The organism is Algoriphagus locisalis, assembly GCF_900116615.1.
Lineage (GTDB): Bacteria > Bacteroidota > Bacteroidia > Cytophagales > Cyclobacteriaceae > Algoriphagus > Algoriphagus locisalis.
In genome coordinates this window covers 920,995-946,662 of sequence record NZ_FPBF01000001.1, presented here as the reverse complement: position 1 = coordinate 946,662, position 25,668 = coordinate 920,995, and the positions used below count along the sequence as shown (strand labels likewise).

At 40.3% G+C, this 25,668-nt stretch carries 28 protein-coding genes and 1 riboswitch; of the genes, 25 read left to right on the top strand and 3 right to left on the bottom strand.

Annotated features, from left to right (window positions below; genetic code table 11):
- Positions 1-36: 36 nt before the first annotated feature.
- From BM386_RS04115 to BM386_RS04065, 11 genes are all read left to right on the top strand, one after another.
- Entirely contained in the window at positions 37-1,230 is a 1,194-nt protein-coding gene (locus BM386_RS04115) for an argininosuccinate synthase (RefSeq protein WP_091691765.1), read from the top strand.
- Positions 1,223-2,191 (top strand): N-acetyl-gamma-glutamyl-phosphate reductase, encoded by a 969-nt coding sequence (gene argC / locus BM386_RS04110; RefSeq protein ID WP_091691764.1) that lies wholly within the window; start codon positions 1,223-1,225, stop codon positions 2,189-2,191. The genes BM386_RS04115 and argC overlap by 8 nt, the downstream gene beginning before the upstream one ends.
- Positions 2,192-2,343: 152 nt before the next feature.
- Positions 2,344-3,489, top strand: coding sequence for an aspartate aminotransferase family protein (locus BM386_RS04105; RefSeq protein ID WP_091691763.1), 1,146 nt, complete (start codon positions 2,344-2,346; stop codon positions 3,487-3,489).
- Between the two features lie 3 nt (positions 3,490-3,492).
- Complete coding sequence (locus tag BM386_RS04100; RefSeq protein ID WP_091691762.1) at positions 3,493-4,464, top strand: Rossmann-fold NAD(P)-binding domain-containing protein; 972 nt, start codon at positions 3,493-3,495, stop codon at positions 4,462-4,464.
- Positions 4,465-4,477: 13 nt separating this feature from the next.
- Positions 4,478-5,278 carry an acetylglutamate kinase gene (gene argB, locus BM386_RS04095; RefSeq protein WP_091691761.1) on the top strand — a complete coding sequence of 267 codons (801 nt, stop codon included), beginning with the start codon at positions 4,478-4,480 and terminating at the stop codon, positions 5,276-5,278.
- Positions 5,279-5,479: 201 nt separating this feature from the next.
- The gene (locus tag BM386_RS04090; protein WP_091691760.1) at positions 5,480-6,550 is read left to right on the top strand and encodes a M20 family metallo-hydrolase; all 1,071 of its coding nucleotides are present in this window, start codon (positions 5,480-5,482) and stop codon (positions 6,548-6,550) included.
- 2 nt (positions 6,551-6,552) lie between these two features.
- A complete protein-coding gene (argH, locus tag BM386_RS04085) occupies positions 6,553-7,887 on the top strand; it encodes an argininosuccinate lyase (protein ID WP_091691759.1) in 1,335 nt (444 codons plus the stop codon).
- Between the two features lie 110 nt (positions 7,888-7,997).
- Positions 7,998-9,539: a SulP family inorganic anion transporter gene (locus tag BM386_RS04080; RefSeq protein ID WP_091691758.1), complete on the top strand. Its 1,542-nt coding sequence runs from the start codon at positions 7,998-8,000 to the stop codon at positions 9,537-9,539.
- Positions 9,536-10,183: a carbonic anhydrase gene (locus tag BM386_RS04075; RefSeq protein ID WP_091691757.1), complete on the top strand. Its 648-nt coding sequence runs from the start codon at positions 9,536-9,538 to the stop codon at positions 10,181-10,183. Before BM386_RS04080 ends, BM386_RS04075 begins: the two co-directional genes overlap by 4 nt.
- Before the next feature lie 92 nt (positions 10,184-10,275).
- Positions 10,276-10,384: riboswitch (SAM riboswitch) on the top strand.
- A 166-nt stretch (positions 10,385-10,550) separates the two neighbouring features.
- Complete coding sequence (locus tag BM386_RS04070) at positions 10,551-11,855, top strand: O-acetylhomoserine aminocarboxypropyltransferase/cysteine synthase family protein (protein WP_091691756.1); 1,305 nt, start codon at positions 10,551-10,553, stop codon at positions 11,853-11,855.
- Positions 11,856-11,863: 8 nt separating this feature from the next.
- On the top strand, positions 11,864-12,922 hold the full coding sequence (locus BM386_RS04065; protein ID WP_091691755.1) for a homoserine O-acetyltransferase family protein: 1,059 nt from the start codon (positions 11,864-11,866) through the stop codon (positions 12,920-12,922).
- A gap of 128 nt (positions 12,923-13,050) precedes the next feature.
- Here BM386_RS04065 and BM386_RS04060 read toward each other — a convergent pair whose 3' ends face one another.
- Positions 13,051-13,494 (bottom strand): DUF2147 domain-containing protein, encoded by a 444-nt coding sequence (locus BM386_RS04060; RefSeq protein ID WP_170857030.1) that lies wholly within the window; start codon positions 13,492-13,494, stop codon positions 13,051-13,053.
- A gap of 80 nt (positions 13,495-13,574) precedes the next feature.
- Here BM386_RS04060 and pdeM point away from each other — a divergent pair, with 80 nt between their 5' ends.
- The 9 genes from pdeM (at position 13,575) to gldC (ending at position 19,733) form a co-directional block, all read left to right on the top strand.
- Positions 13,575-14,231: a ligase-associated DNA damage response endonuclease PdeM gene (gene pdeM, locus BM386_RS04055; protein ID WP_091691753.1), complete on the top strand. Its 657-nt coding sequence runs from the start codon at positions 13,575-13,577 to the stop codon at positions 14,229-14,231.
- Between the two features lie 49 nt (positions 14,232-14,280).
- Complete coding sequence (locus tag BM386_RS04050; RefSeq protein ID WP_091691752.1) at positions 14,281-15,171, top strand: cell division protein FtsX; 891 nt, start codon at positions 14,281-14,283, stop codon at positions 15,169-15,171.
- A 4-nt stretch (positions 15,172-15,175) separates the two neighbouring features.
- Entirely contained in the window at positions 15,176-15,388 is a 213-nt protein-coding gene (locus tag BM386_RS04045) for a DUF3098 domain-containing protein (protein ID WP_091691751.1), read from the top strand.
- Positions 15,389-15,396: 8 nt separating this feature from the next.
- A complete protein-coding gene (locus BM386_RS04040) occupies positions 15,397-16,191 on the top strand; it encodes an undecaprenyl-diphosphate phosphatase (RefSeq protein WP_091691750.1) in 795 nt (264 codons plus the stop codon).
- A 1-nt stretch (position 16,192) separates the two neighbouring features.
- A complete protein-coding gene (gene truB, locus BM386_RS04035; RefSeq protein WP_091691749.1) occupies positions 16,193-16,897 on the top strand; it encodes a tRNA pseudouridine(55) synthase TruB in 705 nt (234 codons plus the stop codon).
- A gap of 57 nt (positions 16,898-16,954) precedes the next feature.
- Positions 16,955-17,878, top strand: a complete 924-nt coding sequence (locus BM386_RS04030) for a bifunctional riboflavin kinase/FAD synthetase (protein WP_091691748.1) — start codon at positions 16,955-16,957, stop codon at positions 17,876-17,878.
- An 11-nt stretch (positions 17,879-17,889) separates the two neighbouring features.
- Complete coding sequence (locus BM386_RS04025; protein WP_091691747.1) at positions 17,890-18,585, top strand: CoA transferase subunit A; 696 nt, start codon at positions 17,890-17,892, stop codon at positions 18,583-18,585.
- A gap of 51 nt (positions 18,586-18,636) precedes the next feature.
- Complete coding sequence (locus BM386_RS04020; RefSeq protein WP_091691746.1) at positions 18,637-19,296, top strand: 3-oxoacid CoA-transferase subunit B; 660 nt, start codon at positions 18,637-18,639, stop codon at positions 19,294-19,296.
- A 95-nt stretch (positions 19,297-19,391) separates the two neighbouring features.
- Positions 19,392-19,733, top strand: a complete 342-nt coding sequence (gene gldC / locus BM386_RS04015) for a gliding motility protein GldC (RefSeq protein ID WP_091691745.1) — start codon at positions 19,392-19,394, stop codon at positions 19,731-19,733.
- A gap of 362 nt (positions 19,734-20,095) precedes the next feature.
- Here the strand turns inward: gldC and BM386_RS04010 are convergent, their stop codons facing one another.
- Positions 20,096-21,040: a DUF4097 family beta strand repeat-containing protein gene (locus BM386_RS04010; protein WP_091691744.1), complete on the bottom strand. Its 945-nt coding sequence runs from the start codon at positions 21,038-21,040 to the stop codon at positions 20,096-20,098.
- Positions 21,041-21,327: 287 nt separating this feature from the next.
- Between BM386_RS04010 and BM386_RS04005 the strand changes: the two genes are divergently transcribed.
- Positions 21,328-21,645: an antibiotic biosynthesis monooxygenase family protein gene (locus tag BM386_RS04005; RefSeq protein ID WP_091691743.1), complete on the top strand. Its 318-nt coding sequence runs from the start codon at positions 21,328-21,330 to the stop codon at positions 21,643-21,645.
- 299 nt (positions 21,646-21,944) lie between these two features.
- Here BM386_RS04005 and BM386_RS04000 read toward each other — a convergent pair whose 3' ends face one another.
- Positions 21,945-22,511 carry a hypothetical protein gene (locus BM386_RS04000; protein ID WP_091691742.1) on the bottom strand — a complete coding sequence of 189 codons (567 nt, stop codon included), beginning with the start codon at positions 22,509-22,511 and terminating at the stop codon, positions 21,945-21,947.
- Positions 22,512-22,635: 124 nt separating this feature from the next.
- Here BM386_RS04000 and BM386_RS03995 point away from each other — a divergent pair, with 124 nt between their 5' ends.
- The 4 genes from BM386_RS03995 (at position 22,636) to BM386_RS03980 (ending at position 25,412) form a co-directional block, all read left to right on the top strand.
- The gene (locus BM386_RS03995; RefSeq protein ID WP_091691741.1) at positions 22,636-23,238 is read left to right on the top strand and encodes a hypothetical protein; all 603 of its coding nucleotides are present in this window, start codon (positions 22,636-22,638) and stop codon (positions 23,236-23,238) included.
- Positions 23,239-23,242: 4 nt separating this feature from the next.
- Positions 23,243-24,310: an alpha/beta hydrolase gene (locus BM386_RS03990; protein ID WP_091691740.1), complete on the top strand. Its 1,068-nt coding sequence runs from the start codon at positions 23,243-23,245 to the stop codon at positions 24,308-24,310.
- A gap of 179 nt (positions 24,311-24,489) precedes the next feature.
- Positions 24,490-24,951 carry an antitoxin Xre-like helix-turn-helix domain-containing protein gene (locus tag BM386_RS03985; protein ID WP_091691739.1) on the top strand — a complete coding sequence of 154 codons (462 nt, stop codon included), beginning with the start codon at positions 24,490-24,492 and terminating at the stop codon, positions 24,949-24,951.
- 5 nt (positions 24,952-24,956) lie between these two features.
- Positions 24,957-25,412: an RES family NAD+ phosphorylase gene (locus BM386_RS03980; RefSeq protein WP_091691738.1), complete on the top strand. Its 456-nt coding sequence runs from the start codon at positions 24,957-24,959 to the stop codon at positions 25,410-25,412.
- Positions 25,413-25,668 lie beyond the last annotated feature (256 nt).

The window sequence follows — 25,668 nt, the reverse complement described above, 5'->3', positions numbered from 1 at the left end:
CCTTACTTAACTTATAGGAAGCAAAACCTTAATCACATGAAAAAAATAGTTTTAGCCTATAGTGGAGGCTTGGATACCACATTTTGTGCCCTACATCTTTCCAAAGAATTAGGATATGAAGTGCATGCAGTTTTGGTAAACACGGGCGGATTTTCGGAAGAAGAATTGAAAGACATTGAAGAGCGGGCAAACGGATTAGGCGTAGCTTCTTTCAAAACACTTCATGTAATGGATACTTATTACAATGAGGTGATCAAGTATTTGGTTTTCGGTAACGTACTGAAAAACCAGACCTATCCCCTTTCTGTTTCCGCTGAGCGTATTCTTCAGGCAAAATCTCTAGCTGAATATGCGAAGTCAATCGGTGCGAAAGCTGTGGCTCACGGTTCTACCGGAGCAGGAAATGATCAGGTACGTTTTGATATGATCTTTCAAACTATCGTTCCAGACATAGAGATCATCACTCCTATCCGAGATTTGAAATTGAGTCGTGCCGAGGAAATCGAGTATTTGAAGAAGCATGGAGTAGAAATGAACTTCGAGAAAGCTGCTTATTCTATCAATAAAGGAATTTGGGGTACTTCTGTAGGAGGAAAAGAGACGTTGACTTCTTCTGACTACTTACCAGAAAACGCTTGGCCAGTTCAGGTAACCGAAACAAAACCATTAGAAGTGATTCTTGCTTTCGAAAAAGGAGAATTGAAAGGTGTTGATGGAAAACAATATAAAGATTCTGTTGAGGCCATTCAGGCTTTACAGGCTTTAGCTGCACCTTATGGCATCGGTCGTGATATCCACGTTGGAGATACGATTATCGGTATCAAAGGACGTGTTGGTTTTGAAGCTGCTGCTCCAATTATCATCATTAAAGGCCACCAATTGCTGGAAAAACATACGCTGACTAAGTGGCAGCTATTCTGGAAAAACCAGTTGGCTGAATTCTACGGCAATCACCTGCATGAGGGACATTACCTGGATCCAGTGATGAGAAATCTGGAGGAATTTATGGCTAGCACCCAAACTTATGTGACTGGAAACGTTCGCGTTTTACTTCAGCCTTACCGATTTACTTTACTTGGAATCACTTCTGAGCATGATTTGATGTCCAACAAGTTTGGTAGCTACGGTGAAATGAACAAAGGTTACACAGCGGAAGATGTGAAAGGGTTTACCCGTATTTTGGGTAATCAGACTTCCATTTTCCATAAGGTAAACTCAGAAAATGACTAAATTCAAAACAGCGATCATAGGCGCAGCCGGATATACCGGAGGCGAATTACTTCGTTTGCTAGTTCATCATCCTGCCTGCGAACTTGTCTATGTACATAGCAATAGCCAGAAGGGCAAAAAAGTAGCTGAGGTTCATCCTGATTTGATCGGAGATTGTGATTTGATCTTCACTGATGAAGTTCAAACCGAAGGAATTGAAGCAGTATTCCTAGGCTTACCTCATGGTCAGACCAAGGGTTTCTTGGAGCAACATACATTTTCTCCGGAGACAGTTTTGATCGATTTATCTACCGATTTTAGAGATGAGTCCAACGGATTTACTTACGGCCTTCCTGAAGTGAATTCAGAGAAAATCAAATCAGCCAAAAAGATTGCAAATCCAGGTTGCTTTGCCACAGGAATTCAGTTGGCATTACTTCCAGCTATCGCAAAAGGCTGGGTGAAGGATACGATACAGATCTCTGGAATTACGGGAAGTACCGGTGCCGGCAAGAAATTGGCTGAGACTTCCCACTTCAGTTACAGATCTTCAAATATGTCTGTTTATAAGCTTTTTACGCATCAGCATATAAAGGAGATTACTCAGACTTTTAAGCAAACAAATTCTGAATTTTCTTCTGAGATTCTCTTTGTTCCTTATCGTGGTAACTTCCCTAGAGGAATCTGGATCACAGCTTACTTTCCTTTCGAAGGAACTCAGGAAGAAGCTGTAGCAGCTTACAAGGATTTCTATAAAGACGCAGCATTTACACATGTTTCAGATGCTGATATCGATATGAAGCAAGCTGTGAATACAAATAAGGCGATCGTTCATGTGCAAAAAGAAGCAGGTCAGCTTGTGATTTATTCTGCCATTGACAACTTACTTAAAGGCGCTTCAGGACAGGCGGTTCAGAATTACAATTTGGCATTTGGACTTGAGGAGAGGATGGGCTTGAATCTGAAAAGTATAGCTTTCTAAGATATTAGAAGCTAGACACAAGATTCAAGACTGATTAGTGGACAGTTCGAAATTTAGTGTTCATCATTCAGCATTCATCATTTCAATTCTAGAAATTGAAGTATGATGTACAGTCTATCTCGTAAATCAAAAATCGTAATTCGTAATTCCACATGAAATTATTTGATGTTTACCCGCTGATCCCAGTGACCATAGCTAAAGCTGATGGGGCTAAACTTTGGGACGAAAACGGTCAAGAATATATAGACCTTTATGGAGGTCACGCGGTGATTTCCATTGGTCACACGCATCCCCATTATGTCAAGCGAATCAAAGATCAATTGGATCAGATCGCTTTTTACTCCAATTCTGTTCAGATCCCTATCCAAAAGGAATATGCTGAGAAATTAGGTGAGCTTTCCGGCTATCCTGATTACGAGCTTTTCTTATGTAATTCAGGTGCAGAAGCCAATGAGAATGCAATTAAGCTTGCTTCTTTTGCTACTGGCAAATCTGGTTTTATAGCCTTTTCGGGAAGTTTTCATGGTAGAACTTCAGGCGCAGTTGCTTTGACTGACAATCCAAAAATCGTTGCTCCATGTAATGTCCGTGAAGATTTCCATATTCTTCCTTGGGCAGGCTTAGATGCAGTGGAAGAGGCTTTGAAGTCAAATGAAATAGCGGGAATCATCATTGAAGGCATACAAGGTGTCAATGGCATTCAGGTTCCAAGTGCAGAATTTCTTCAAGGATTGGCTTCACTTACCAAGAAGTATGAGGCAAAATTGATTTTGGACGAAGTTCAGTCAGGATTTGGTCGTACAGGAAAATTCTTTGCACATCAATTAGTAGATGGAATAAGTCCCGATATCATTAGCATGGCCAAAGGCATGGGAAATGGATTTCCGATTGGTGGAATCTTGATTTCTCCCGAATTCAAAGCCACTTATGGATTGCTTGGAACTACCTTCGGTGGCAATCACTTGGCTTGTGCAGCCGGCTTAGCAGTGGTGGAAGTAATTGAAAAAGAAAAGCTTTTAGAAAACGCTACCAAACTCGGTGATAAACTTTTGGAAGCACTGAAAAGTATCCCCGGAATCACTGCTATTCGAGGTACAGGCTTGATGATCGGCATAGATCTGGATCGTGAAGCTGGACCTGTACGCTCCGAATTAGTGAATAAATACCACATGTTCACTGGAAGTGCCGCAGGAAAGAATACGATAAGACTACTGCCTCCTTTAAATATCGAGTGGAATCAATTAAATTCGTTTATATCTGCATTAAAAGAAATCTTAAGTCAATCCCCTACCAGTTAACTAATGGCCAATATTATCCAGCCACTACAGCACTTTACCAAATTTGAATCCCTCGAATTAGGAAACCAATTAATCGAGCAAGCTTTAGCATACAAGGCAAACCCAGCACTTGATCAAGCGAAAGGTGCAGGAAAACGCATAGGATGTATTTTCCTAAATCCTTCTCTTAGGACACGGGTTTCTACACAACTTGCTGCTTTGAATCTGGGTATGGAGCCTATTGTGCTGAATATGGATAAAGAAGGCTGGGCGCTTGAGATGCAGGACGGTGCAGTGATGAATCGCGGAACAGTGGAGCATATTAAGGATGCAGCGGCCGTGTTGGGATCTTATTTTGATATTTTAGCGATACGTGCATTTCCGTCTTTGACCAATAAAGAGGAAGACATGAGTGATTTTACCTTTTCTCAGTTTGTGAAGTATTCCGGAGTTCCAGTAGTCAGTCTGGAATCCGCCACCCGTCACCCGCTACAAAGTCTTGCAGATCAAATTACGATAAGAGAGAATTGGTCAGGCAAAAAGAAACCTAAAGTTGTCTTGACTTGGGGTCCACATATTAAGGCGATTCCTCATGCAGTGGCTAATTCCTTTGCGGAATGGACGCTTGGAATGGATCATGATTTGACAATTACACATCCTGTGGGATACGAATTAGATGAAGCATTCACTAAAGGAGCAACCATAGAATATAATCAAAGTAAAGCATTGGAAGATGCTGATTTTGTGTATGTTAAAAACTGGTCGTCTTTCAATGATTACGGGAAGATTCTTTCCACAGATGCTTCTTGGATGCTCACTGAAAATCATTTTGAGAATGCCAAAAATGCTAAAGTAATGCACTGCCTTCCAGTAAGAAGAAATCTTGAACTGTCAGATGAAATTCTTGACGGCCCTAGATCCTTGGTGCAGGTGCAAGCAAAAAATAGAGTATTCGCAGCCCAGGCGGCAATTAGCCATCTGTTAGGAAACAAATAAAGACTTACACCCAATGAAAATCAGTATTATTAAAATCGGAGGTAATGTCATCGACTTTCCAGAAAAGCTGGATGAATTTTTAGCCCTTTTCTCCAAATTTCCTGGACACAAAATATTGGTTCATGGAGGTGGGGTGATGGCATCCAGATTTGGTGAATCTCTTGGAGTCATGCCAGAAATGGTGGACGGAAGAAGGATCACTGATCAGGAAACCTTGGACGTAGTAACCATGGTTTATGCCGGATTGATTAATAAAAATATCGTAGCTAAGCTTCAAGCGCTCAAAGTGAATGCCATTGGAATGACTGGTGCTGACGGAAATATTATTCGTTCTATCAAGCGGCCTGTCAAAGGAATTGACTACGGATTTGTAGGTGATATTCAGGAAGTTAATACCAAGTTGATTGATCATTTACTTTCAGGCGATTTACTACCTGTGGTTAATGCGATTACCCATGATGCAAAAGGCCAATTACTCAATACAAATGCAGACAGCATTGCCTCTGCCCTAGCCACTAGCTTGGCGAAAGAGCATCAAGTCAATCTTTATTTTTGCTTTAATAAGAGTGGTGTTTTGATCGATGAGAAAAATGAGAATTCCATTATTCCGTTGATCAACGAAGATATTTACGACGAGCTCCGCAAGGAAAATGTAATACACTCCGGGATGATCCCAAAATTGGATAATGCCTTTGAAGCTTTAGAAAAAGGAGTAAATCATGTGTGGATTGGAAAAGCAGAAAACCTTCATTTGGCAGCAAAAGGAAAAATTTCAGGAACTACAATAGAGCGTAGCCGATATGACCTCTATTAATTAACTAATATGATTATCTGCAATCTTTCCAGTACCTAAAATTTCTTTGCTCACTTGGTCAGAAGACCCCTGCCCGACAGCAGGCGGGGATGACGGGTGACCGAAGTGGCCTCAATTCGTGAATTAACCAAATCCTAAATTGGTTTTGGTTCTTTTCTGGTAAGAAAGAGGAAAATCATATATAATAACCATAAAAAAAGGATGGAATTATACGATAGTGCAGTTGAGCTTCTTAATCGATTAATAGAGATTCCATCCTATTCTAAGGAAGAGAGCTCCACTGCAGAAGTCATCGAAGAGTTTTTCACAGCTAGAGATATTGAAGTTCATAAATCAGGAAATAATATCTGGGCTTTTGCCAATTTATTTGATAAAGAAAAGCCAACGATCTGGCTCAATTCCCATCATGACACCGTCAAGCCAAATGCTGGTTACACTAAAGACCCCTTTTTGGCAATTACGGAAGATGGTAAACTTTACGGCCTAGGAAGTAACGATGCCGGAGGGCCATTGGTGAGTTTGATAGCAGCTTTTTCGCATTTCTACGGACAGGACCTCCCGTTTAACCTAATCATGATCGCTTCGGCTGAGGAGGAGATTTCTGGTAAAAATGGAATTGCTTCTGTTATCGATCAACTTCCAGCTTGTGACTTGGCCATCGTTGGAGAACCTACCTTGATGGGGATGGCTGTTGCTGAAAAAGGGCTAATGGTTATAGACGCAAAAATACACGGCAAAGCTGGACATGCTGCCCGAGAGGAAGGCATAAATGCTATTTACCTTGCTTTGGAAGACTTGCAGAAAATCAGGGATTTTGAATTCCTAAAAGTCTCTGAATTCCTTGGCAAGACAAAAGTTTCCGCAACAGTTATTCATTCAGGCCAGCAGCACAATGTGGTTCCGGATCTCTGTGAATTTGTCTTGGATGTGCGTGTGACCGATGCCTATACATTGGAAGAAGCTTTGGAAGAATTGAAAGACTCTCTAAGCGCTGAACTTGCACCTCGTTCGCTCAGACTTCAATCCTCACATGTCCCTGAAGGGCATTTGATTCTAAAAGTAGGACAGCAACTTGGCCTCAAAACCTATGGAAGTCCTACCCTATCTGATCAGGCTTTGATCCCCTACCCATCTGTAAAAATAGGCCCTGGCGACTCGGCAAGGTCACATTCTGCAGATGAATTTATTTATTTGAACGAAATTCAGAATGGCATCGAAGGCTATATCCAACTATTGGAAACCTACGCCAGCATGCTCACTCAAACTAATTAAAAATGAAACTTTGGCAAAAAGAAACTGGAAGCAAAAAGGAAGTTGAATCCTTCACTATTGGTCGCGATCCAGAGTTTGACATTTTATTGGCACCCTTCGATGTGCTTGGCTCCATGGCACACGCACAAATGCTTTCTACAATTGGACTACTGACTGTGGAAGAAAATGAAATTCTACAGCGTGGCTTGAAGGATATTTATTTTGAAATAGAGAAAGGACAGTTCGAAATCGCTCCTGGAGTAGAAGATGTGCATTCTCAAGTAGAGTTTTTGCTAACCGAGCGCTTTGGCGATGTAGGAAAGAAACTTCATAGCGGAAGAAGCCGAAATGATCAAGTGCTGGTAGACCTGAAGCTTTATTATAGAGCAGCCATTCAGGGTTTGGTAGAAGAAAGCATCGAGCTATTTGATTTGTTGATTAAGTTGGCAGAAAAGCATAAAGGAGACTTGATGCCGGGATATACACATACGCAGCTAGCTATGCCTTCTTCTTTTGGACTTTGGTTCAGCTCTTTTGCCGAAGGCTTAAGTGAAGATCTAGGAATGCTGAAAGCTGCTTTTGATCTGGCTAACAAAAACCCTTTGGGTTCTGCGGCAGGTTATGGTTCTAGCTTTCCATTGAATAGAACAATGACCACAGAACTACTAGGTTTTGCTGACCTTCATCACAATGTGCTGAATGCTCAAAACAGTCGTGGAAAAACCGAACGCACCTTATCTTTTGCAATGGCCGGGATGGCCGGAACATTAAATAGAATGGCTGCTGATGTGTGTATTTTCATGAATCAGCATTTCGCTTTTATCAAGTTTCCGGATGATCTGACTACGGGAAGCAGTATCATGCCGCATAAGAAAAATCCAGATGTATTTGAGTTGATACGTGCAAAAACCAATCAGATTCAATCGGTGCCAAATGCAGTGTCAATGATTCTAACGAACACAACAACAGGATATCACAGGGATTTACAATTACTCAAAGAAGAAATATTCCCTGCTTTAGAAAGCCTTAAATCCTGCCTAAGCATGACCACGTTTATGCTCAAATCGATCAAGGTGAAAGAGAACATTCTCGTGGATCCCTTTTACAAACATCTTTTTTCAGTAGAAGTGGTTAATGACTTGGTGTTGAAAGGAATGCCGTTTCGAGATGCTTACAAGCAAGTAGGACTGGATATAGAATCAGACAATTTCTCCCCAAACCAAAGCAAACTAAACCATTCACATGAAGGAAGTATTGGGAATCTTAACCTTCCGGAAATTGAAGAGAAAATGAAGAAAGCTATTGAACAATTTAATTTTCAGGTCGTACAGCAATCCATACAAGCTCTTTTAAAATAAGGTCTTTTGAAGGTTTTATATTTTTAATTAGAATCAATCAAAACAATAATTTATTTTTAAAGAATTAGAGAAATATAATTTTCACCCCAATTCTTTAAAAACCCTATAAAATGAATAACCTTTTTGGAAGCAATCTCAAATATGACTTAAAAGCCAGTTTAGTGGTTTTCTTGGTTGCCTTACCACTTTGTTTGGGGATTGCTGTCGCTAGTGGAGCGCCTCCCATGTCTGGTCTAATCGCTGGAATTGTAGGTGGAATAGTGATAGGAAGCCTATCTGGGTCCAATGTAAGTGTAAGTGGCCCTGCCGCAGGATTGACTGTTATCGTGCTTGATTCAATTAACAGCATGGGGTCTTTACCCCTATTTCTTGGTACGCTTGTCGTGGCGGGATTGATTCAGGTTGGTTTAGGCATAGCTAAAGCCGGCGTAATCGGTTACTACTTTCCACATTCAGTCATCAAGGGAATGCTTACGGCGATAGGCTTAATACTGATCCTAAAACAAATCCCACATGCACTTGGCTATGATGTGGATTTGATGGGAGACCAAGCTTTTTTGCAAGCAGATGATCACAATACTTTCTCTGAAATCTATTATGCTTTCAAGTACAGCAGCTTCGGAGCTATACCTATAGTATTAATAGCACTTGGCATTTTGATTGCTTTTGAAAAACCAAAACTCAAACATCATAAAATCTTTGGCGCAGTTCCAGGAGCATTATGGGCAGTAATTTCCGGAATAGTAATCAATTCGCTCTATGGCATTTGGAAACCTGAATGGCAACTTGGAGGTGAACACCTGGTAAGTATTCCAGTTCTTGGCAATCTTGGGGAAATTGGGGATTTATTGACCTTTCCTGATTTTTCTATGATAGGTGAAAGCACTTTTTGGGTAGTGGCCTTGACCATTGCTATTATAGGAAGTCTTGAAACATTATTAAGTATAGATGCGGCAGATAAATTAGATCCGTTGAAGCGGATCAGTCCACCTAGCAAGGAATTGTTTGCCCAGGGTGTCGGAAATACTGTATCGGGATTAATCGGGGGGTTACCGATTACTGCTGTGATTGTAAGGAGTTCTGCGAATATTGCTTCAGGCGCCAGAACCAAAATGTCCGCCATATTCCACGGGGTTTTATTGATGATATTGGTTTTGTCAATCCCGAATATTCTAAATATGATACCACTAAGCTGCCTGGCCGCAGTACTTTTTGTAGTGGGATATAAACTCGCCAAACCTGCTATATTCGTAAATATCTACAGAAATGGCTGGGACCAATTCATCCCATTTATAGTGACCGTAGTAGCTATACTATTTACGGATCTTTTGGTAGGAATCGGTATAGGAATGGTCTTTGGGCTATTCTTTGTGATGAAGACTAATTTCGTTCGTGCCGTTACTTTGACGGAGATGAATGGCAACTACCTACTTAAGCTTCAAAAAGATGTATCTTTTCTAAATAAAGCGCTATTAATGAAACAGCTGGAGAAGATACCTGCGGGTTCCAAAGTGATCATCAATGCACAGAAAGCGCAGTTTATTGATCACGATATTCAGGAGGTTTTGAATGACTTCATTGCCTCCTGTTCAGACAAGAAAATTAGTATTACAATAGAAGGTTTTAACTATAAATTACACGAAAAAGTATGAGCCCTTACGAGAAATTATTGATTCAGAATAAAGCATGGTCAGCTGATCAAAAACTGGCAGATGCAAATTTTTTTGGAAGACTAGAAAAGCAACAGTCTCCAAAATTCCTATGGATTGGATGTTCGGATAGTAGAGTTCCTGCCAATCAAATTACCGGTACTGACCCTGGTGAGATTTTCGTTCACCGAAACATCGCCAACATGGTAGTCCATACGGATGTAAACCTTCTTAGTGTGTTGGAATACGCCGTGGTGGTGCTGAAAGTGGAACACATCATAGTCTGCGGGCACTACGGCTGCGGTGGAATTGAAGCTGCTTTAGGAAATAAGAGCTACGGAATTATCAACAAATGGCTTCTTAATATCAAGGAGGTTTATAAAATCTACCAAAAAGAAATCGACGCAATTGAAGTCCATGAAGATAAGGTAAACAGACTGGTAGAATTGAATGTGATCGAGCAATGCCAAGATCTGATTAAAACTTCTACGATTCAGAAAGCCTGGAAATCAAGAAATGCACCAACCATACATGGATGGGCTTACGGACTGAAAGATGGCTTAGTCAATGAATTGGTTAACATTGAACCTGATTTAGATAGTATTAATCCGATTTTTAGGTTTGACTCGGCTGAATTGGATAAATAATTTCAGTTTTTTGGTCAGCGATTAAGAAAAAATTTTGATTTCTTATTCGCTGACCTTTTATTTGCAGCATCCTTTCACTTTTTAAGTGCTCGGATTTATAAAGAAGAGGCGAGAGACAGGCTCATTGACCCTCTGGCAACCTGGAAAGTCCAAGGTGCCAATTCCTGCCAAGAGAGCTATTCTCTTTTGGAACTATAAGTTCAATAAACATGCACACAGGATTCATCACTCAAGTTTCTATTTCAACACCTTCCCTCCTAGAGCTTCAGGCTTTATTTCTGTGTTGATATTATTCCTGCCTATTTCGAAGTAATTCGTAAGGGCTTTTTAATGTCCAAAATTTTTCAAACCATAAATCCATAATATCATGTCAAAAAACCTTCATTTCGACACACTTCAAGTTCACGCAGGCCAAGAACCAGACGCATCTACAAATTCCCGCGCAGTTCCTATTTATCAAACAACTTCTTATGTTTTCAACTCGGCTGAGCATGGGGCAAATCTCTTTGGTCTAAAGGAATTTGGAAACATCTACACCAGGATCATGAATCCTACTACAGATGTTTTTGAAAAGAGAATCGCCGCATTAGAAGGAGGTGTAGCTGCAGTTGCTACTAGTTCAGGACAGGCCGCTCAGTTTTTAGCATTGAATAACATCATGGAAGTTGGCGATAACTTTGTATCCAGCTCATTTCTTTATGGTGGAACATTCAATCAGTTTAAAGTTGCCTTTAAAAGAATTGGTATTGACGCAAGATTTGCCAAAGGGAAAGAAGCTTCTGATTTCGAAGCATTAATTGACGAAAAAACCAAAGCAATCTACTTGGAAACTATCGGTAACCCAGAATTCAATATTCCTGATTTCGAAGCTATTGCAGCAGTAGCCAAGAAACACGATATCCCTTTGGTGGTAGATAATACGTTTGGTGCAGGTGGATATTTATGCCAGCCAATCGCTCATGGAGCTAATATTGTGACTTCCTCCGCTACCAAATGGATAGGCGGGCACGGAACTTCCATAGGTGGAATCATCGTGGATGCAGGAAATTTCAACTGGGGAAATGGAAAGTTCAAGCAATTCTCAGAACCTTCCGAAGGCTATCATGGCTTGAATTTCTGGGAGGTTTTCGGTGAAAACAATCCTCTAGGGCTTCCAAATATCGCTTTTGCAATTCGAGCTCGTGTGGAAGGGCTTCGCGACTTTGGCCCGGCTATCAGCCCGTTCAATTCTTTCCTTTTGCTGCAAGGCATAGAAACGCTTTCCCTAAGAGTAAGTAAAACAGCAGCTAATACCTTGGCTTTGGCAGAATGGCTAGAATCACATCCTGCTGTTCAAAAAGTAAATTATCCAGGTTTGGCTTCTTCTCCATATCACTCTTTGGCTAAAAAATACCTGAGAAATGGATTTGGGGGAGTATTATCTTTTGAACTGAAAGGTGATAAAGAGCAAGCATCAAATCTGATCAATAATCTAGAATTGATTTCTCACCTAGCCAACGTAGGTGATGCCAAAACACTGATCATCCAGCCAGCAGCCACCACACATCAGCAACTTTCTGATGAGGAGCAACTTGCTGCAGGTGTCACTCCGACTTTATTGAGAATCTCCTGTGGAATTGAACACATCGAAGATATCAAGTCGGACTTACAACAAGCTTTCGATAAAATTTAACCTTTCAAATGAACCTAAAAAGTCAGTACGCTTCGATTACTATGACCCAGGAAATATTTCATTCTAGTCTGCCTTTACATCTGGAATCAGGAGAGATTCTTCCAGAATTTGACCTGGGCTATACCACTTATGGACAGCTCAATACAGACAGATCCAATGTAATCTGGGTTATCCATGCGCTTACCGGAGACTCTAATGCACAAGAATGGTGGAGTGGACTGATCGGGGAAGATAAGTTTTTCGACCCGGCAGACCATTTCATTATTTGTGCAAATCTTCTGGGATCTTGCTATGGCTCTACACAGCCATTCAGCGAAAACCCTAAAACCGGAAAGCCATATTACTATGATTTCCCCCAAATGACCTCTCGTGACCTTGCGGCTGGTTTGGAACGCTTGAGGGTTCATTTGAAAATAGATTCAATTCACACACTAATCGGCGGATCATTGGGAGGTCAAGTCGGGCTGGAATGGGCTTATACGCTGGGTGAAAAACTCAGAAATACGGTAATTCTAGCATCTACTGCCAAGACAAGGCCATGGGTAATTGGCTTCAATGAAACCCAGCGAATGGCAATAGAATCAGACTGTACCTGGGGTGAAAACGCCGAGTCTGCGGGTCAAAAAGGCCTAGAAACAGCCCGTGCGATTGCAATGCTTACCTACCGGCATCCACAGGATCTGGAAAGGAAGCAGGCTGATTCTGAAAATAAAATGGACGATTACCGCGCTTCATCCTATCTCAGGTATCAGGGACAAAAACTTGCAAAACGTTTTAACGCTCTTTCTTACTGGACTTTAAGCAAAACGATGGATTCCCATGATTTGGGTAGAAACCGTGGCGGTTTGGATGAGGCTTTGGGGCAAATTGAAGCTAATGTATTGGCAATTGGGGTAGATTCTGACCTGCTGTTTCTTCCTTCAGAATCGCAGTATATTAGTCAGAAAGTCAAAAAAGGAACTTACAAGGAAATCACTTCATCAGCGGGGCACGATGCTTTTCTGATTGAATTTGAGCAACTTTCCTACATTCTTAAATCCTTCTATTTACAGCAAAAATCCTCCTGAAACGCGGATTGTTAACATAAACAGCGGCTGCCTCAACTTTTGAGAAAGCCGCTGTTTTATTTGGGACCAAAGCAGATTTATCGTTCAAACAGTCTAATCTCAGCCTGGAATTGATTTTGGCGACAGCATTATTTTTTCACTCTATTCCATTCTACCGTCCGGCTGACCCAGGAATCTCCTAAAAACCCTTTAACCTCAAGTACATCTTTCTTTTTAAGTTGCAGCTCACAGGTATAACTCAAGCCTGATTCTGGATCATATATTTCACCTTCAGACCAGATCCCATTGTTATATTTTAGACCTTTCAGAATGGTTAAACCCATTAGAGGTCGATTTCTCAAACTAGTATCTGCATTCACTACATCCAAAAACACTTCTGGATCACCTTCGTTTTGCCGGATCCAGACAAGTTTGCCAATCATTTCATTCTCATTTTCCATGATTTCAATGCGAGCTGTTTTTTCAGTATTGTACCAAATGCCTATGATTTTTGATTTGGATTGACCTTGTACAGTCTGATGTCCACATATGATCAACAAAACGACAATTGAAGCTAATTGACAAGTTTTCATAAAAAATGGGTTTGGTAAACTCATAATTGAACTAGATTTGAATTTATTCAATTTCACCCTAAAATCATACCCAATTTTTGATGCATTCGAGTATTACGTTTTCTGGCACCACACTTCATTTACTTGCTGAGAAGGCTATTTGGATTTCAGAAAGCAAAACTTTACTTATAGCAGATCTACATTTCGGTAAAGCGGCTCACTTCCGAAAATCAGGGATTCCAGTTCCAGAGCCAATACATTCACATGATTTACAGGGTATTAGATCGCTTGTTGAAAAATACGCTCCAAGTGATTTTTATGTTCTAGGTGATTTATTTCACAGCGATTGGAATGAGCAATGGAATGAATTGAATGCTTTTCTACAGGATTTTCCAATGACTAAATTCCATCTTGTCAAAGGAAACCACGACGTTCTCTCTCCTTTGGCCTACCAGCAGTCCTTATTTGAAATTCATGAAAAACCAGTCGATTTGGGGAATTTGTTTCTCACACATGAACCTTCGAAGGAAATCCCAGAAGGCAAACTGAATCTTTGTGGACACCTACACCCTGGTGTTAGGCTTCAGGGAAAAGGAAGACAATCAATCAGAATCTCTTGTTTTCATCTTGGAGAAAATCAATTGATACTTCCGGCTTTTGGTCGCTTTACAGGTCTAGCGCTAGTGAAGCGAAAGCCAAAGGACCAGATTTTTGGAATAAGCGGAGAAAAAGTGATTAAAATCCTTTCTAAAGAATAGATTGGCAATATCCTTGGGGAAGGTTACTTTTGAGCAGAAATCATAATCTATGGCCAATTATCCAAGAAAGAAAAAGACATTAGGACACTTCAAATTCGGAAGCGTACTCTTCAGCACTACCCTATCACTTTTTATAGTCGGTCTTTTCGGAGTGATATTGATTCAGGCAAAAACACTGACAAGTATGATCCGGGAGAATATCGAAGTTCAGGTATTCTTAGAGAAAAACTTGGAGCAAAAAGAGCTTGATGCTATTCATGATAATCTTTCTTCCCGATCTTTTATTCTGCAAAAAGGTGATAGCCTTAATCTGAAATTTGTCTCAGACGAAGAAGCTGCTGCTACCTTTATAGAAAGTACAGGCGAGGATTTTACTAAATTTCTTGAGGACAATCCACTTCGTGACAGTTTTGTGCTTACAATAGCTGAAGAATTCCAGACTTCTGAGCAATTGGAAGCGATAGTAGCAGAAATTCAGGACGTACCAGGTGTATTTGAGGTGTCATATATGACGGATTTGGTAGATTCTATCAACAAGAATCTATTGAAAGTAAGTATAGTTTTGGGTGGATTTATATTGATTTTGATCATCACTGTAGTAATGTTGATCAATAATACTATTCGTCTGGCATTGTTCTCCCAGCGATTCCTAATTCGCTCCATGCAGTTAGTTGGAGCTACCAGAGGTTTTATCAGAAAACCGTTCCTTTCCAGAGCATTTCTATTTGGTTTGATGGCTGGAGGTTTTGCATCGCTAATACTTTTCGCATTGGTAAAATACACTCAGGCGAATATCGAAGGTTTTGCCATGCTACAAAACCAACAGTTGTTGTTCTTACTTTTTGGGATTTTAGTTACAGTAGGCGGAATTCTATCAGTTCTAAGTACCTTGCGGGCTGTCAATAAGTATTTAAATATGTCCTTGGACGAACTCTATTAATATAATGAGCAAATCATCTTTCCCATTTTCCAGTAAAAACTACAAGCTGATGTTCATCGGCATCGGGCTTATCATCCTTGGCTTTGTAATAATAGGACTTGACAGTGAGCCTCACGGAAATGGCATATTAGGTCTGACGATAGGCCCAATCGTTACTTTGGCTGGATTTATTTTTGAATTCTATGCCATTTTTGCAAAAACAGAAAGTAATAAGTAAGAAGAAGCGTGGAAATAATTGATGCGATTATCCTTGGTATTATTCAGGGATTGACCGAGTTTTTGCCTGTATCCTCCAGCGGTCATTTAGAATTAGGAAAAGCAATTTTGGGAGAAAGCAAAATGCCTGCTGAAGGGCTGATGTTTACAGTGGTTGTTCATTTTGCCACTGCACTAAGTACTATTGTGGTCTTTAGAAAGGACATTTCCGAAATTTTCAGAGGCTTATTTAAATTTCAATGGAATGAGGAAACACAGTTTGTTTCCAAAATCGTGTTGTCCATGATCCCTGCAGCCATCGTTGGGGTCGTCTTTGCTGAGGAGTTAGAAACCTTATTTGATGGACAGATTCTATTTGTAGGATGCATGCTAGTTTTGACAGCGGTACTCCTTTTTTTGGCGGATAAAGCAAAATTCACCAATCAGCCGGTAACCTTTGGCCAAGCATTAATCATCGGAATTGCCCAAGCAATCGCTATTCTACCAGGTATTTCACGATCTGGAGCTACTATTTCCACATCAGTTCTTTTGGGAATTGATAAAGGGAAAGCAGCTAGATTCTCATTCCTGATGGTTGTTCCATTGATTTTAGGCAAAATAGCCAAAGACATTTTAGATGGCGGCCTTTCGTTAGAAACCGAAGGAATCGGCTACCTGAGTGCTGGATTTGTCGCTGCTTTTGTAGCGGGTATCGTTGCCTGTACATGGATGATCAAACTAGTAAAAAACAGTAAACTCAGCTATTTTTCAATCTATTGCCTAATCGTAGGTGTGATAGCAATTATCGCTGGATTATATTTATAGAATGCAAGATCAACCCTACGGAGAAGTATTTTTAATCGACAAACCGCTAGAATGGACATCTTTTGATGTGGTAAGAAAAGTCAGAAATGCACTCAAAATCAAGAAAGTAGGACATGCTGGCACGCTTGATCCATTGGCTACAGGCCTACTCATCGTTTGTGCGGGGAAAATGACCAAGCAAATTGACTCCTTTATGGGTCAGGAAAAGGAATACACGGGGACTTTTGTCATAGGAGCAACCACAGATTCCTTTGATCTGGAGCAACCTGTTATTCACGTTGCAGATCCTTCTCATATTACTTTGCAACAAGTTCAAGCTGCTGTCGCTGAGCTGACTGGGGATATTCTACAGATCCCTCCTATGCACTCAGCCATCAAAGTAGATGGAAAACGAGTGTATGAATCTGCTAGAAAAGGTAAGGTAGTTAAAATGGATCCGCGTCCTGTGACGGTGGGTGAATTTGAAATTACCAAGTTTGAGAATCCAGTTCTAGAGTTTAGAATTGTGTGCTCCAAAGGAACATATATCCGCAGTCTGGCAAGAGATCTTGGCGAAAAACTACAAGTTGGAGCTTATATGAGTTCGCTTTGCAGAACCAGAATTGGTAACTTCAAACTCTCAGAAGCACATGATCTTTTATCCTTGGTAGAAGAAATCAAAGCAAGAACAAATGAAATCGAGCATAACGAAAAACGTCGTTCATAAAGATGATTATTAAGCATGCGAGATTCCATATGGCCATAAAAAAACAATTATAACCATATGAAAATATATGAAGGCCTAAGTGATTTCCCTAAGCTCTCCAACGCTGTAGTTACCAGTGGAACATTTGACGGAGTGCATCTCGGGCATCAGAAAATCCTTCATCGAATCCGGGAACTGGCTCGCTCCATCAATGGGGAGACGGTTCTGATAACTTTTTGGCCACATCCTCGGCTGGTTCTTTATCCTGAAGAACATAACCTTAGGTTGCTGAGTACTTTTGAGGAAAAGGCTAAACTTCTGCGGCAATTTGGCATTGATCACCTAGTCACAATTCCTTTTACCAAGGAATTTTCCCAGCTTACTTCCAAAGAGTTTATTGAGTCAGTTTTGGTGGATACGATCCAGACAAAAAAACTGGTCATTGGCTACGACCACCGATTTGGCAAAAACCGTGAAGGAAGCTTTGAATACTTAAAGGCTCATCATGAAGAATATGGTTTTGACCTAGAGGAAATTTCCCGTCAGGACGTAGAAGATATTGGCGTATCCAGTACCAAGATTCGTCATGCGCTCGAAACCAGCGATATTTCCACGGCAATTAATTACCTAGGAAGACCTTATGAATTGAATGGATTAGTAATCAAAGGTCAGCAGATAGGCAGATCAATTGGCTTCCCTACTGCAAACATCCACATTCCAAACGATTACAAACTTATCCCCAAGGATGGCGTTTACGCAGTAGAGGCTTTGGTAAACGGTTCACTATACAAGGCCATGCTTAATATTGGAAATCGACCAACGGTCAATGGCACTCAGAAGACAGTAGAAGCTAATTTATTTGATTTTCAGGGGGATTTGTATGATAAGCAGATTACGATTTATTTGAAAGCTTTTCTCCGGGAAGAGCAAAAATTTGATGGATTGGAAGCATTGAAACAACAGCTTTTTCAAGATCAAAAGAATGCCAAGAACTTACTATAAACCCAAATTATATGATCAACAAAACTGTAAAAAATGCCCGTGAAGCAGTAGCGGATATTCCCAGCAATTGCATGCTGATGATGGGAGGATTTGGCTTGACAGGCATTCCAGAAAATTGCATTTCAGCACTTTTAGAAAGAGATATAACAGGCTTGACCATCGTATCCAATAATGCCGGAGTAGATGATTTTGGTATTGGCCTTTTGCTAAAAAAGCGCATGGTCAAGAAAATGATTTCCAGCTACGTAGGCGAAAATGCGGAATTTGAGAGGCAACTCCTAAGCGGCGAACTCGAAGTTGATTTAATTCCTCAGGGTACACTTGCTGAGCGTGTTCGCGCTGGTGGAGCCGGAATCCCAGCATTCTATACTCCAGCTGGAGTTGGAACTGAAGTAGCTGAGGGCAAAGAATCCCGAGAATTTTATGGAAAGATGTATTTGCTGGAAAGCTGGCTGAAGGCTGATTTCTCCATTATTAAGGCTTGGAAAGGTGATACAGCAGGAAACTTGATTTTCAAGGGCACCGCCCGGAATTTTAATCCAATGATGGCTGCCGCTGGTAAGATTTGTATTGCTGAAGTTGAGGAATTGGTGGAAGCTGGAGAACTTAACCCAAATGAAATTCATACGCCTGGTATCTACGTGCAGCGGATTTTCCAAGGGAAAGATTATGAAAAGAGAATTGAGCAGAGAACGGTTTCAAAATAACCTTGAGCGAGCTTTTTTCATATTCATCTACTGACTTAAAACAAACCCAAAATGCTTACAAAAGATCAAATAGCTCAGAGAATCGCCAAAGAGGTGAAGAATGGGCAATACATAAATTTAGGAATAGGAATTCCCACGCTAGTTGCCAACTACATTCCCGATAATCTTGAAGTAGTACTTCAGTCTGAAAATGGATTGCTGGGTATTGGCCCCTTTCCCACTGAGGATCAAATTGACCCAGACCTCATCAATGCAGGCAAGCAAACCGTCACGATGGCAAAAGGCTCAGCGCTTTTCAATTCAGCAGAGTCCTTTGCAATGATCCGCGGTGGTCATGTTCACTTGACCATTCTAGGAGCCATGGAAGTTTCTGAAAATGGAGATATAGCTAATTGGAAAATCCCCGGAAAAATGGTGAAAGGAATGGGTGGCGCCATGGACTTAGTCGCTTCGGCAGATAATATTATTGTTGCTATGCAGCATTGCTCCCGCTCTGGTGAGTCCAAATTGCTCACTGAGTGCTCCCTTCCTATCACTGGAATCCGCTGCGTAAAGAAAATCGTGACAGACCTGGCCGTTTTAGAAATTTCGGATCAAGGAGGTTTTGTTCTGAAGGAAAGAGCGCCTGGAGTTTCTGTAGAAGAAATCCAGTCAAAAACCGCAGGGAAGTTGATCATCGAAGGGGATATTCCAGAAATGATTTTTGAATAAAGTCTGGAAAAAGGAACTCAGGCAATGCTCCTGAAGTTAAGCTGATTAATTTTGCAAAATCAACACATGACTCCTGAGGAGTTAAAATTCAAAAAATGAAAAAGTCAGAGATAAAATTCGAAGTAGATTTAGACGAAAACAGCTTTCCAAAAACAATCAAATGGGATGCTTCAGATAAAGAAGGTGCAGGTCTTGAGGATACGAAAAGCATCAGCTTAAACGTATGGGACAATCAAAATCACAGTACGCTACGAATTGATCTTTGGACAGAAGAAATGTCCGTGGTGGAAATGAAGCGTTTCTACATAGATATTCTTGGTGGAATGGCTCAGACAATTTTGAATAGCACAGCTGACGAATACATGTCTGAAGAGATTAAAGACTTGTGTGATCGATTGGTTAAGCATGTCAACGAAGAGAACAAAGCTCAGAAATAGTTACTCGTTTTTTCTTCATCCATAAGATGGACTTTCAAGTAATAGGACAATAAATAATATGGTTATCCGCAATGATGCCAGTGACCTCTTTTTCTTTGCTTATCAGGTTGGAAGACCGATGACGGGTGACCGAAGTACCAGCAATGCAAGTGTTTACCATACTTTAAGTCGCTTTTTACCTTTTACTGGTGCAATTGCGGATTTACATTATAAATAATTTGAGCAGTCATTTTCAAGCCTGCGCTGTTTCGGTGGCAGGCTTGAAAATTATTACAACTGCCTAAGACAACAAGATTTGACTTTCATTTCGAGTAAAATACCCGACCTAAGTCAGGTTTAGAAGGGATTTTTTACAACTTTTACTAATTCCTTATTTTTATATTCCCGCTTGATACTTCACCTGAAACAGTATAAGGAGATCCATTATCTATTCTAAGGGTTCCCGAAGAGGTACTTTCACCCACTCTTATATTTCCACTGGAAGTTTTCAAATCAAAGTTGAAATCGTTCAAATTGGATTCTGTCTGAATATTAAAATTTCCTGATGAGCCTTCAAGCCTAGTATCTGCACCAAAGTAGGATTCATTGACGTTAAAATTCCCTGAAGAAATCTTCAATTTTCCAATTTCCTGAATTCCGGTCAAAACCCCGTTTCCTGAATTTAACGAACAGTTTACCAATCCCTTGATCATTTTGAAAGTGAATTTACCGCTTGATCCTATTGCATTGATATTCCCTTCGAGATTTGATATGTTGGCATTTCCGGAAGAAATCTCTAAGTCAACATCGCCTACAAGGTTATAGGCATTTATCCTGCCAGAGCTCAATTGCAAATCTAAGATTGGAGCACTTATATCTGTCAATTCAAAATTTCCTGATCCCCCATCTAACTCGAATTCTTCTGCATTCACTTGACTGATTTGTACAGTACCAGATCCGGCATCAAGGTCTATATTCATCAATTCTGGACCAGTCAGGTTAATATAACCACGATGATTTCCTCCTCCATTACCATTTCTTTCTACTTCTATGATCAGCTTATGCTGCACCAACTTGTATTCTATAGAATAGTTGCCTGCGCGGCTGGATTCTAGGGCTCCTATAAGTTGAACAGATTCCATAGTTGGGCTTCCGATGTAGGAAACATCCAGAAAAGATGACTCTATTTCTATTGAATTCACTTCCTCGAATTGTTCATTGATAGACTGGACCAGCTCAAGGTTAGTCTCGCAGGATGTCAAGATGCTAAAAGCAGTCGCTACTAGCGCAAAAATTGCTATTCGGATTTTAATTGGTTTAGTTTTCATAAAAGGGTTGTGTTTCAGAATTAACTGTTGAATAGTTTAATAAATCAGTGTGCTTGATTAGCAATATTTCCACCGATTAGATAAGGGCTGTTTTGCCAGCTACACTATTGTAATCACTGAAAGAGCAATCGATAAGAATTGCATTTCATACCCACTTCGGTATTTTTACTATTGTTTGATGATTGGGATTGTTTGGTACGTCAAGCCCAGACTAATTTCTAACCATGCTTAGCAGATAGAGCTATGACATTCAAGTTTGTATTTACCCTTAGTCTATATTGAAAAAAATGATAGCCAATACACCAAAACCTCCTTACTACGCGGTGATTTTCTCAAATATTCGAACAGAAATCGAAGAAGGATATGCGGAAACTGCCCTAGAAATGGTGCGCTTAGCCGAGAAGCAAGAAGGCTATCTGGGACACGAAAGCGTTCGCGATGGCTTGGGAATCACTATTAGTTACTGGAAAAATTTAGATTCTATTCGCAGTTGGAAACAACAGACAGATCACATTATAGCCCAAAAAATGGGAAGGAAAAAATGGTATTCAGCCTATAAAACCAGGATTTGTTTGGTCGAGCGGGATTATGAGTTTATGATTTGAGGAATAGAATATATAATTATCCGCAATGATGTCAGTTACCATAGTTTCTTCGCTAATCTGGTCGGAAGACCGATGACCGAAGACCAAAGTAACCTCAATTCTTAAGTTTAATATATCCTATGCTGCTTTTGCCCACTTACTGGCAGAAAAGCGATAAACAAAATAGAATAAATCAAAATCTATTTATCCTGAAGATCTGTTTAACTTTCCCAGATTACATCACTTTATATTGTAAAAAGGCTCAGGATTCATTCTCCTGAGCCTTTTTTATAATTCTAAACTGATATAATCACCTCTCTTTAAAAGGCATATCCAAGCCCAATTCCTGCAAATAAAGGCCAGAAACCATTATTATTAAATATAGGGTTCAGGTTTACCTTCCACATAAATCCTCCATCTGTAGGCATTCTTCTATAACCAAAATTCATGACTCCCATGATTGAAGGTGAGCTGTCTATATCAAGAATAAAGCTGGTACCACTGTCTGAATAGGTGTTGCAGACATAATTCCCATTTCCGTCATAATAGCAACTTTGATAGTTGTAATAGCTAGTTTTGAATGCCAAAAAAGTTGCACCAAAGCCCATTTCAAAGAAATGGTTTCCTTTTCCGTATAACTTATTTACCATCACAGGCAAAGAGAAAAAGGAATCACCATCTACCGCATAACCACCGAACCCAACTCTCATTCCCCATGAGTCCATTCTTGTTTTGTCAAACCGGAAATCATAATTAAAACTATAAGGAAGTCCAGGTCCGCCTAGTTCCATGTAGATGGATTGAGTGGCCAGTTTAGCCTCAGTTTCCTGAGCTTGCACAAATTGAATGCTTACCATAAAAAGCAAACCAAAGATCAAACGTTTCATAAATATGAGTTTAAGGTATATTTAATACGAATTAACGCTATTCGGACTAAATAGATGGTTAGATTTGATTAAATTTTACTGTTTAATTAGTTTTTAAATTTTGAAAATTAGTAGAATCCATCTTATGAAGCATGTATTAAGTTCAAAAAGAGTAAAATTGACGATTGCGATTTCCTCGGCCTATTTGTCTATGATGATATTAGTTGCCTGCGTGGATGATTCGGAAATGAATCCTTTTGGAGAATGCGGGGGACCGCAAAAAGTAAATGCTACAGATGTAAGTCTGTTTTATGAGCCTTTCACAAACAATCAATATGCTACTGAGTCAGACACAGTAGATTTGGAGGATTTTATTATTTATCTAAGAATTGGTTCAGAAATCGTCTCTGATAGATCCATTGGCAGAAATAATTTTCCTGGAAGGGCATATGCGCTTTCATGTGCTCCAAATTTAGATTTTCAAAACATAGCAAGTATAACAATGACTCTGCTTGCCCCTTATGGAGGCAAGGATGCAGGGACAACTATTTCAAATCTAGTTACCACTCATGATGATATAAAACTCTCCGATCTGCGTGACTTCAATGGATCTACGGGTCTGTATAGACTTACATTAGACTTAGAACCCGAGGACAACTCCCAACTGAAAACGAAAACTGTTTTAAAATTTAAAAACGGCACTGAAAAGATCTTTGAATCCATTTCACCTGTACTTTTAACCAATTGATTTTATGCTAAGAAAAATTCTATTAGGTATTTTTGCAGCAGCAATGATACTTGCTATTGTTTACATGCTCGGTCCTAAGCTTAAGGACCAGGAAATCACAATAGAATTTCCTCAGGTTCCCACACGTCTTTCTGAATTACAAGACTATGTAAATCTAAGAGAAGACACAGTTGCTGGTCTTAAGCCGGGCAATGAGGCATATATAGTCTGGGCTGATAGCATGAATAAGCATAAGACCCCCTACTCTATTGTGTATATCCACGGGTTTGGCGCTAGTCCAATGGAGGGTGATCCAGTTCACAGATTTTTAGCAGCACATTTTGGGGCCAATCTTTTTGTTACCAGGCTTCCTGATCATGGAGTCAAAAGGGAAAATGGCTTAGAATACCTAAGCCCCCAAGCATTGGCAAATGCTGCAGGCGAGGCATATCAAATCGGAAAAAGTCTGGGCGATGAAGTAATCGTGGTGGGCACATCTATGGGAGGTGCGCTGACTTTGCTTTTGGCAAGCCAGCAACCTGATATCAAAGCTGTCACGGTGTATTCTCCTGCTATTAGGGATTACGGCGAGAAACTCTCGGCATTTTTTAATCCATGGATGCAGAAGCTAATGGAGATGACCATGATGAAAAATAAAATTATTCATCAGGACAGAGAAGGTGAAAAAGCCATGTACTGGTCTGAAGACTATCATATCAATGCCTACACCAGTTTGGCTACCATCTTGTATAGTAATATGAACGAAAATACCTTCAAGAAAATAAAACAACCTCTATTCTTAGCTTATTATTACAAGGACAATGAAGCTCAGGATGATGTAGTTTCAGTTCCAAAAATGCTGGAAATGTATGATCAAATAGCTACGCCAGCAGATTTGAAACGTAAGAAAGCTTTTCCAAATGCCGCAGACCATGTTATAGCAAGCTCCATAACATCAGGAGACTGGGAAGGCGTACTTTTTAGCACGATTGATTTCTTGGAAAATGTGGTGAAAATCCCCGCTAAGCCTGAATATCAGGAAAAAGTGGACGAACTGCTGATGATACAGGACTCTATGGGAAAAATAAAATAATACAAGTAAAAATTGATTGGACTTTTGGATAAAGCTATTCAGTTTCCTTGGTCACCCGACAGATTATGGCCTTTGAAAATCAATAGTAATCATATTGAAGATAATCTTAAAAAAAACACCAAAAAGAATCTATTTCAGACAAAATACGTTATCTTATAGGACATATTACCGATAACGTCATGGCAAAGAAATTATCAAAGGTAAATGAGCCAGTTGTAGCCATTTACCAAAAAGCACATTTGTCCCCTCAGGATATTCTTCGTGTTGATTCAGAATGGCTGGTTGAGCCACTCTCCCGAGTGGATACTTTTCGCAATGGTTTGGACAAAAATGCTTTAGAAAGCTTCAAAGAGCTTTCAGGGCTAGACTATAATACGCTTGCCGATGCATTGGGAGTATCTACCAAAACCCTACAACGCAAAGAAACTTTTGATACTGGTCAGTCCGAAAAGCTCTACGAATTAGCTGAGCTTTACGCAATCGGTGTGAATTATTTCGGTCGTGATGGATTTCGAAAGTGGATGGATCGCCCACTTTTTTCACTAGGCAATCGCAAGCCGCTTGGTTTGATTGATGTATCGGAAGGTATTGACTTATTAAAAGCCGAAATCATGCGCCTTCAACATGGCATTGCTATCTGACAGTCGTGATAGTCTATCGATTAGCCTTATCCCAATACTGTGATACCAGTGGTGAAGGAGCCAAACGCTATGGTGGCCGATGGAATCTACCAGGCAATCCAGCAATCTATGCAGGATCAAGTATTTCCGCTTCCCTGCTTGAAAGATTAACTATCGACCCCGAATTATTTTCCTCAGAACGCTATGTCTTGTATTCTGTAATGGAAATCAGCATTCCCAGTGACCTTATTTTTACACCTGAATTGGCTGATTTGCCTTTCGACTGGGATCAAATCCCAGCAGTCAGAGCCTCTCAGGAATATGGGACGAACTTACTAAGACCAGAAATTCTTTGCTTTGCTGTCCCTTCAGTAGTGGATCCCTCCTCTTTAAATTTTGTAATCAACCCTCTTTCTGAAAAATTCTCCTTGACCGAGACCAAAGTCTTTCCGCTTGAATTGGATAAGCGGATTTTGAGATGATACAATTCAAACCTTGTCACGATTGAAAATGGTTTTGAATTATATGTATATCCGCAATTGTAGCAGTAAAAGGTAAAAGCGACTTAAAGTATGGTGAACACTAGCATTGCTGGTACTTCGGTCACCGGTCATCCCCGCATGCTGTCGGGCAGGGGTCTCCCGAGCTATCGGGACAGCCTGATAAGCAAAGAATAAGAGGTCACTGGCATCAATGCGGATATTCAGATTAAATCCAATCCACCAGTCTTCTTAACTT

Coding starts and splice junctions, on each gene's coding strand:
- BM386_RS04115 (WP_091691765.1), top strand. CDS start 37: ATGAAAAAAATAGTTTTAGCCTATAGTGGAGGCTTGGATACCACATTT.
- argC (WP_091691764.1), top strand. CDS start 1,223: ATGACTAAATTCAAAACAGCGATCATAGGCGCAGCCGGATATACCGGA.
- BM386_RS04105 (WP_091691763.1), top strand. CDS start 2,344: ATGAAATTATTTGATGTTTACCCGCTGATCCCAGTGACCATAGCTAAA.
- BM386_RS04100 (WP_091691762.1), top strand. CDS start 3,493: ATGGCCAATATTATCCAGCCACTACAGCACTTTACCAAATTTGAATCC.
- argB (WP_091691761.1), top strand. CDS start 4,478: ATGAAAATCAGTATTATTAAAATCGGAGGTAATGTCATCGACTTTCCA.
- BM386_RS04090 (WP_091691760.1), top strand. CDS start 5,480: ATGGAATTATACGATAGTGCAGTTGAGCTTCTTAATCGATTAATAGAG.
- argH (WP_091691759.1), top strand. CDS start 6,553: ATGAAACTTTGGCAAAAAGAAACTGGAAGCAAAAAGGAAGTTGAATCC.
- BM386_RS04080 (WP_091691758.1), top strand. CDS start 7,998: ATGAATAACCTTTTTGGAAGCAATCTCAAATATGACTTAAAAGCCAGT.
- BM386_RS04075 (WP_091691757.1), top strand. CDS start 9,536: ATGAGCCCTTACGAGAAATTATTGATTCAGAATAAAGCATGGTCAGCT.
- BM386_RS04070 (WP_091691756.1), top strand. CDS start 10,551: ATGTCAAAAAACCTTCATTTCGACACACTTCAAGTTCACGCAGGCCAA.
- BM386_RS04065 (WP_091691755.1), top strand. CDS start 11,864: ATGAACCTAAAAAGTCAGTACGCTTCGATTACTATGACCCAGGAAATA.
- BM386_RS04060 (WP_170857030.1), bottom strand. CDS start 13,494: ATGAAAACTTGTCAATTAGCTTCAATTGTCGTTTTGTTGATCATATGT.
- pdeM (WP_091691753.1), top strand. CDS start 13,575: ATGCATTCGAGTATTACGTTTTCTGGCACCACACTTCATTTACTTGCT.
- BM386_RS04050 (WP_091691752.1), top strand. CDS start 14,281: ATGGCCAATTATCCAAGAAAGAAAAAGACATTAGGACACTTCAAATTC.
- BM386_RS04045 (WP_091691751.1), top strand. CDS start 15,176: ATGAGCAAATCATCTTTCCCATTTTCCAGTAAAAACTACAAGCTGATG.
- truB (WP_091691749.1), top strand. CDS start 16,193: ATGCAAGATCAACCCTACGGAGAAGTATTTTTAATCGACAAACCGCTA.
- BM386_RS04030 (WP_091691748.1), top strand. CDS start 16,955: ATGAAAATATATGAAGGCCTAAGTGATTTCCCTAAGCTCTCCAACGCT.
- BM386_RS04025 (WP_091691747.1), top strand. CDS start 17,890: ATGATCAACAAAACTGTAAAAAATGCCCGTGAAGCAGTAGCGGATATT.
- BM386_RS04020 (WP_091691746.1), top strand. CDS start 18,637: ATGCTTACAAAAGATCAAATAGCTCAGAGAATCGCCAAAGAGGTGAAG.
- gldC (WP_091691745.1), top strand. CDS start 19,392: ATGAAAAAGTCAGAGATAAAATTCGAAGTAGATTTAGACGAAAACAGC.
- BM386_RS04010 (WP_091691744.1), bottom strand. CDS start 21,040: ATGAAAACTAAACCAATTAAAATCCGAATAGCAATTTTTGCGCTAGTA.
- BM386_RS04005 (WP_091691743.1), top strand. CDS start 21,328: ATGATAGCCAATACACCAAAACCTCCTTACTACGCGGTGATTTTCTCA.
- BM386_RS04000 (WP_091691742.1), bottom strand. CDS start 22,511: ATGAAACGTTTGATCTTTGGTTTGCTTTTTATGGTAAGCATTCAATTT.
- BM386_RS03995 (WP_091691741.1), top strand. CDS start 22,636: ATGAAGCATGTATTAAGTTCAAAAAGAGTAAAATTGACGATTGCGATT.
- BM386_RS03990 (WP_091691740.1), top strand. CDS start 23,243: ATGCTAAGAAAAATTCTATTAGGTATTTTTGCAGCAGCAATGATACTT.
- BM386_RS03985 (WP_091691739.1), top strand. CDS start 24,490: ATGGCAAAGAAATTATCAAAGGTAAATGAGCCAGTTGTAGCCATTTAC.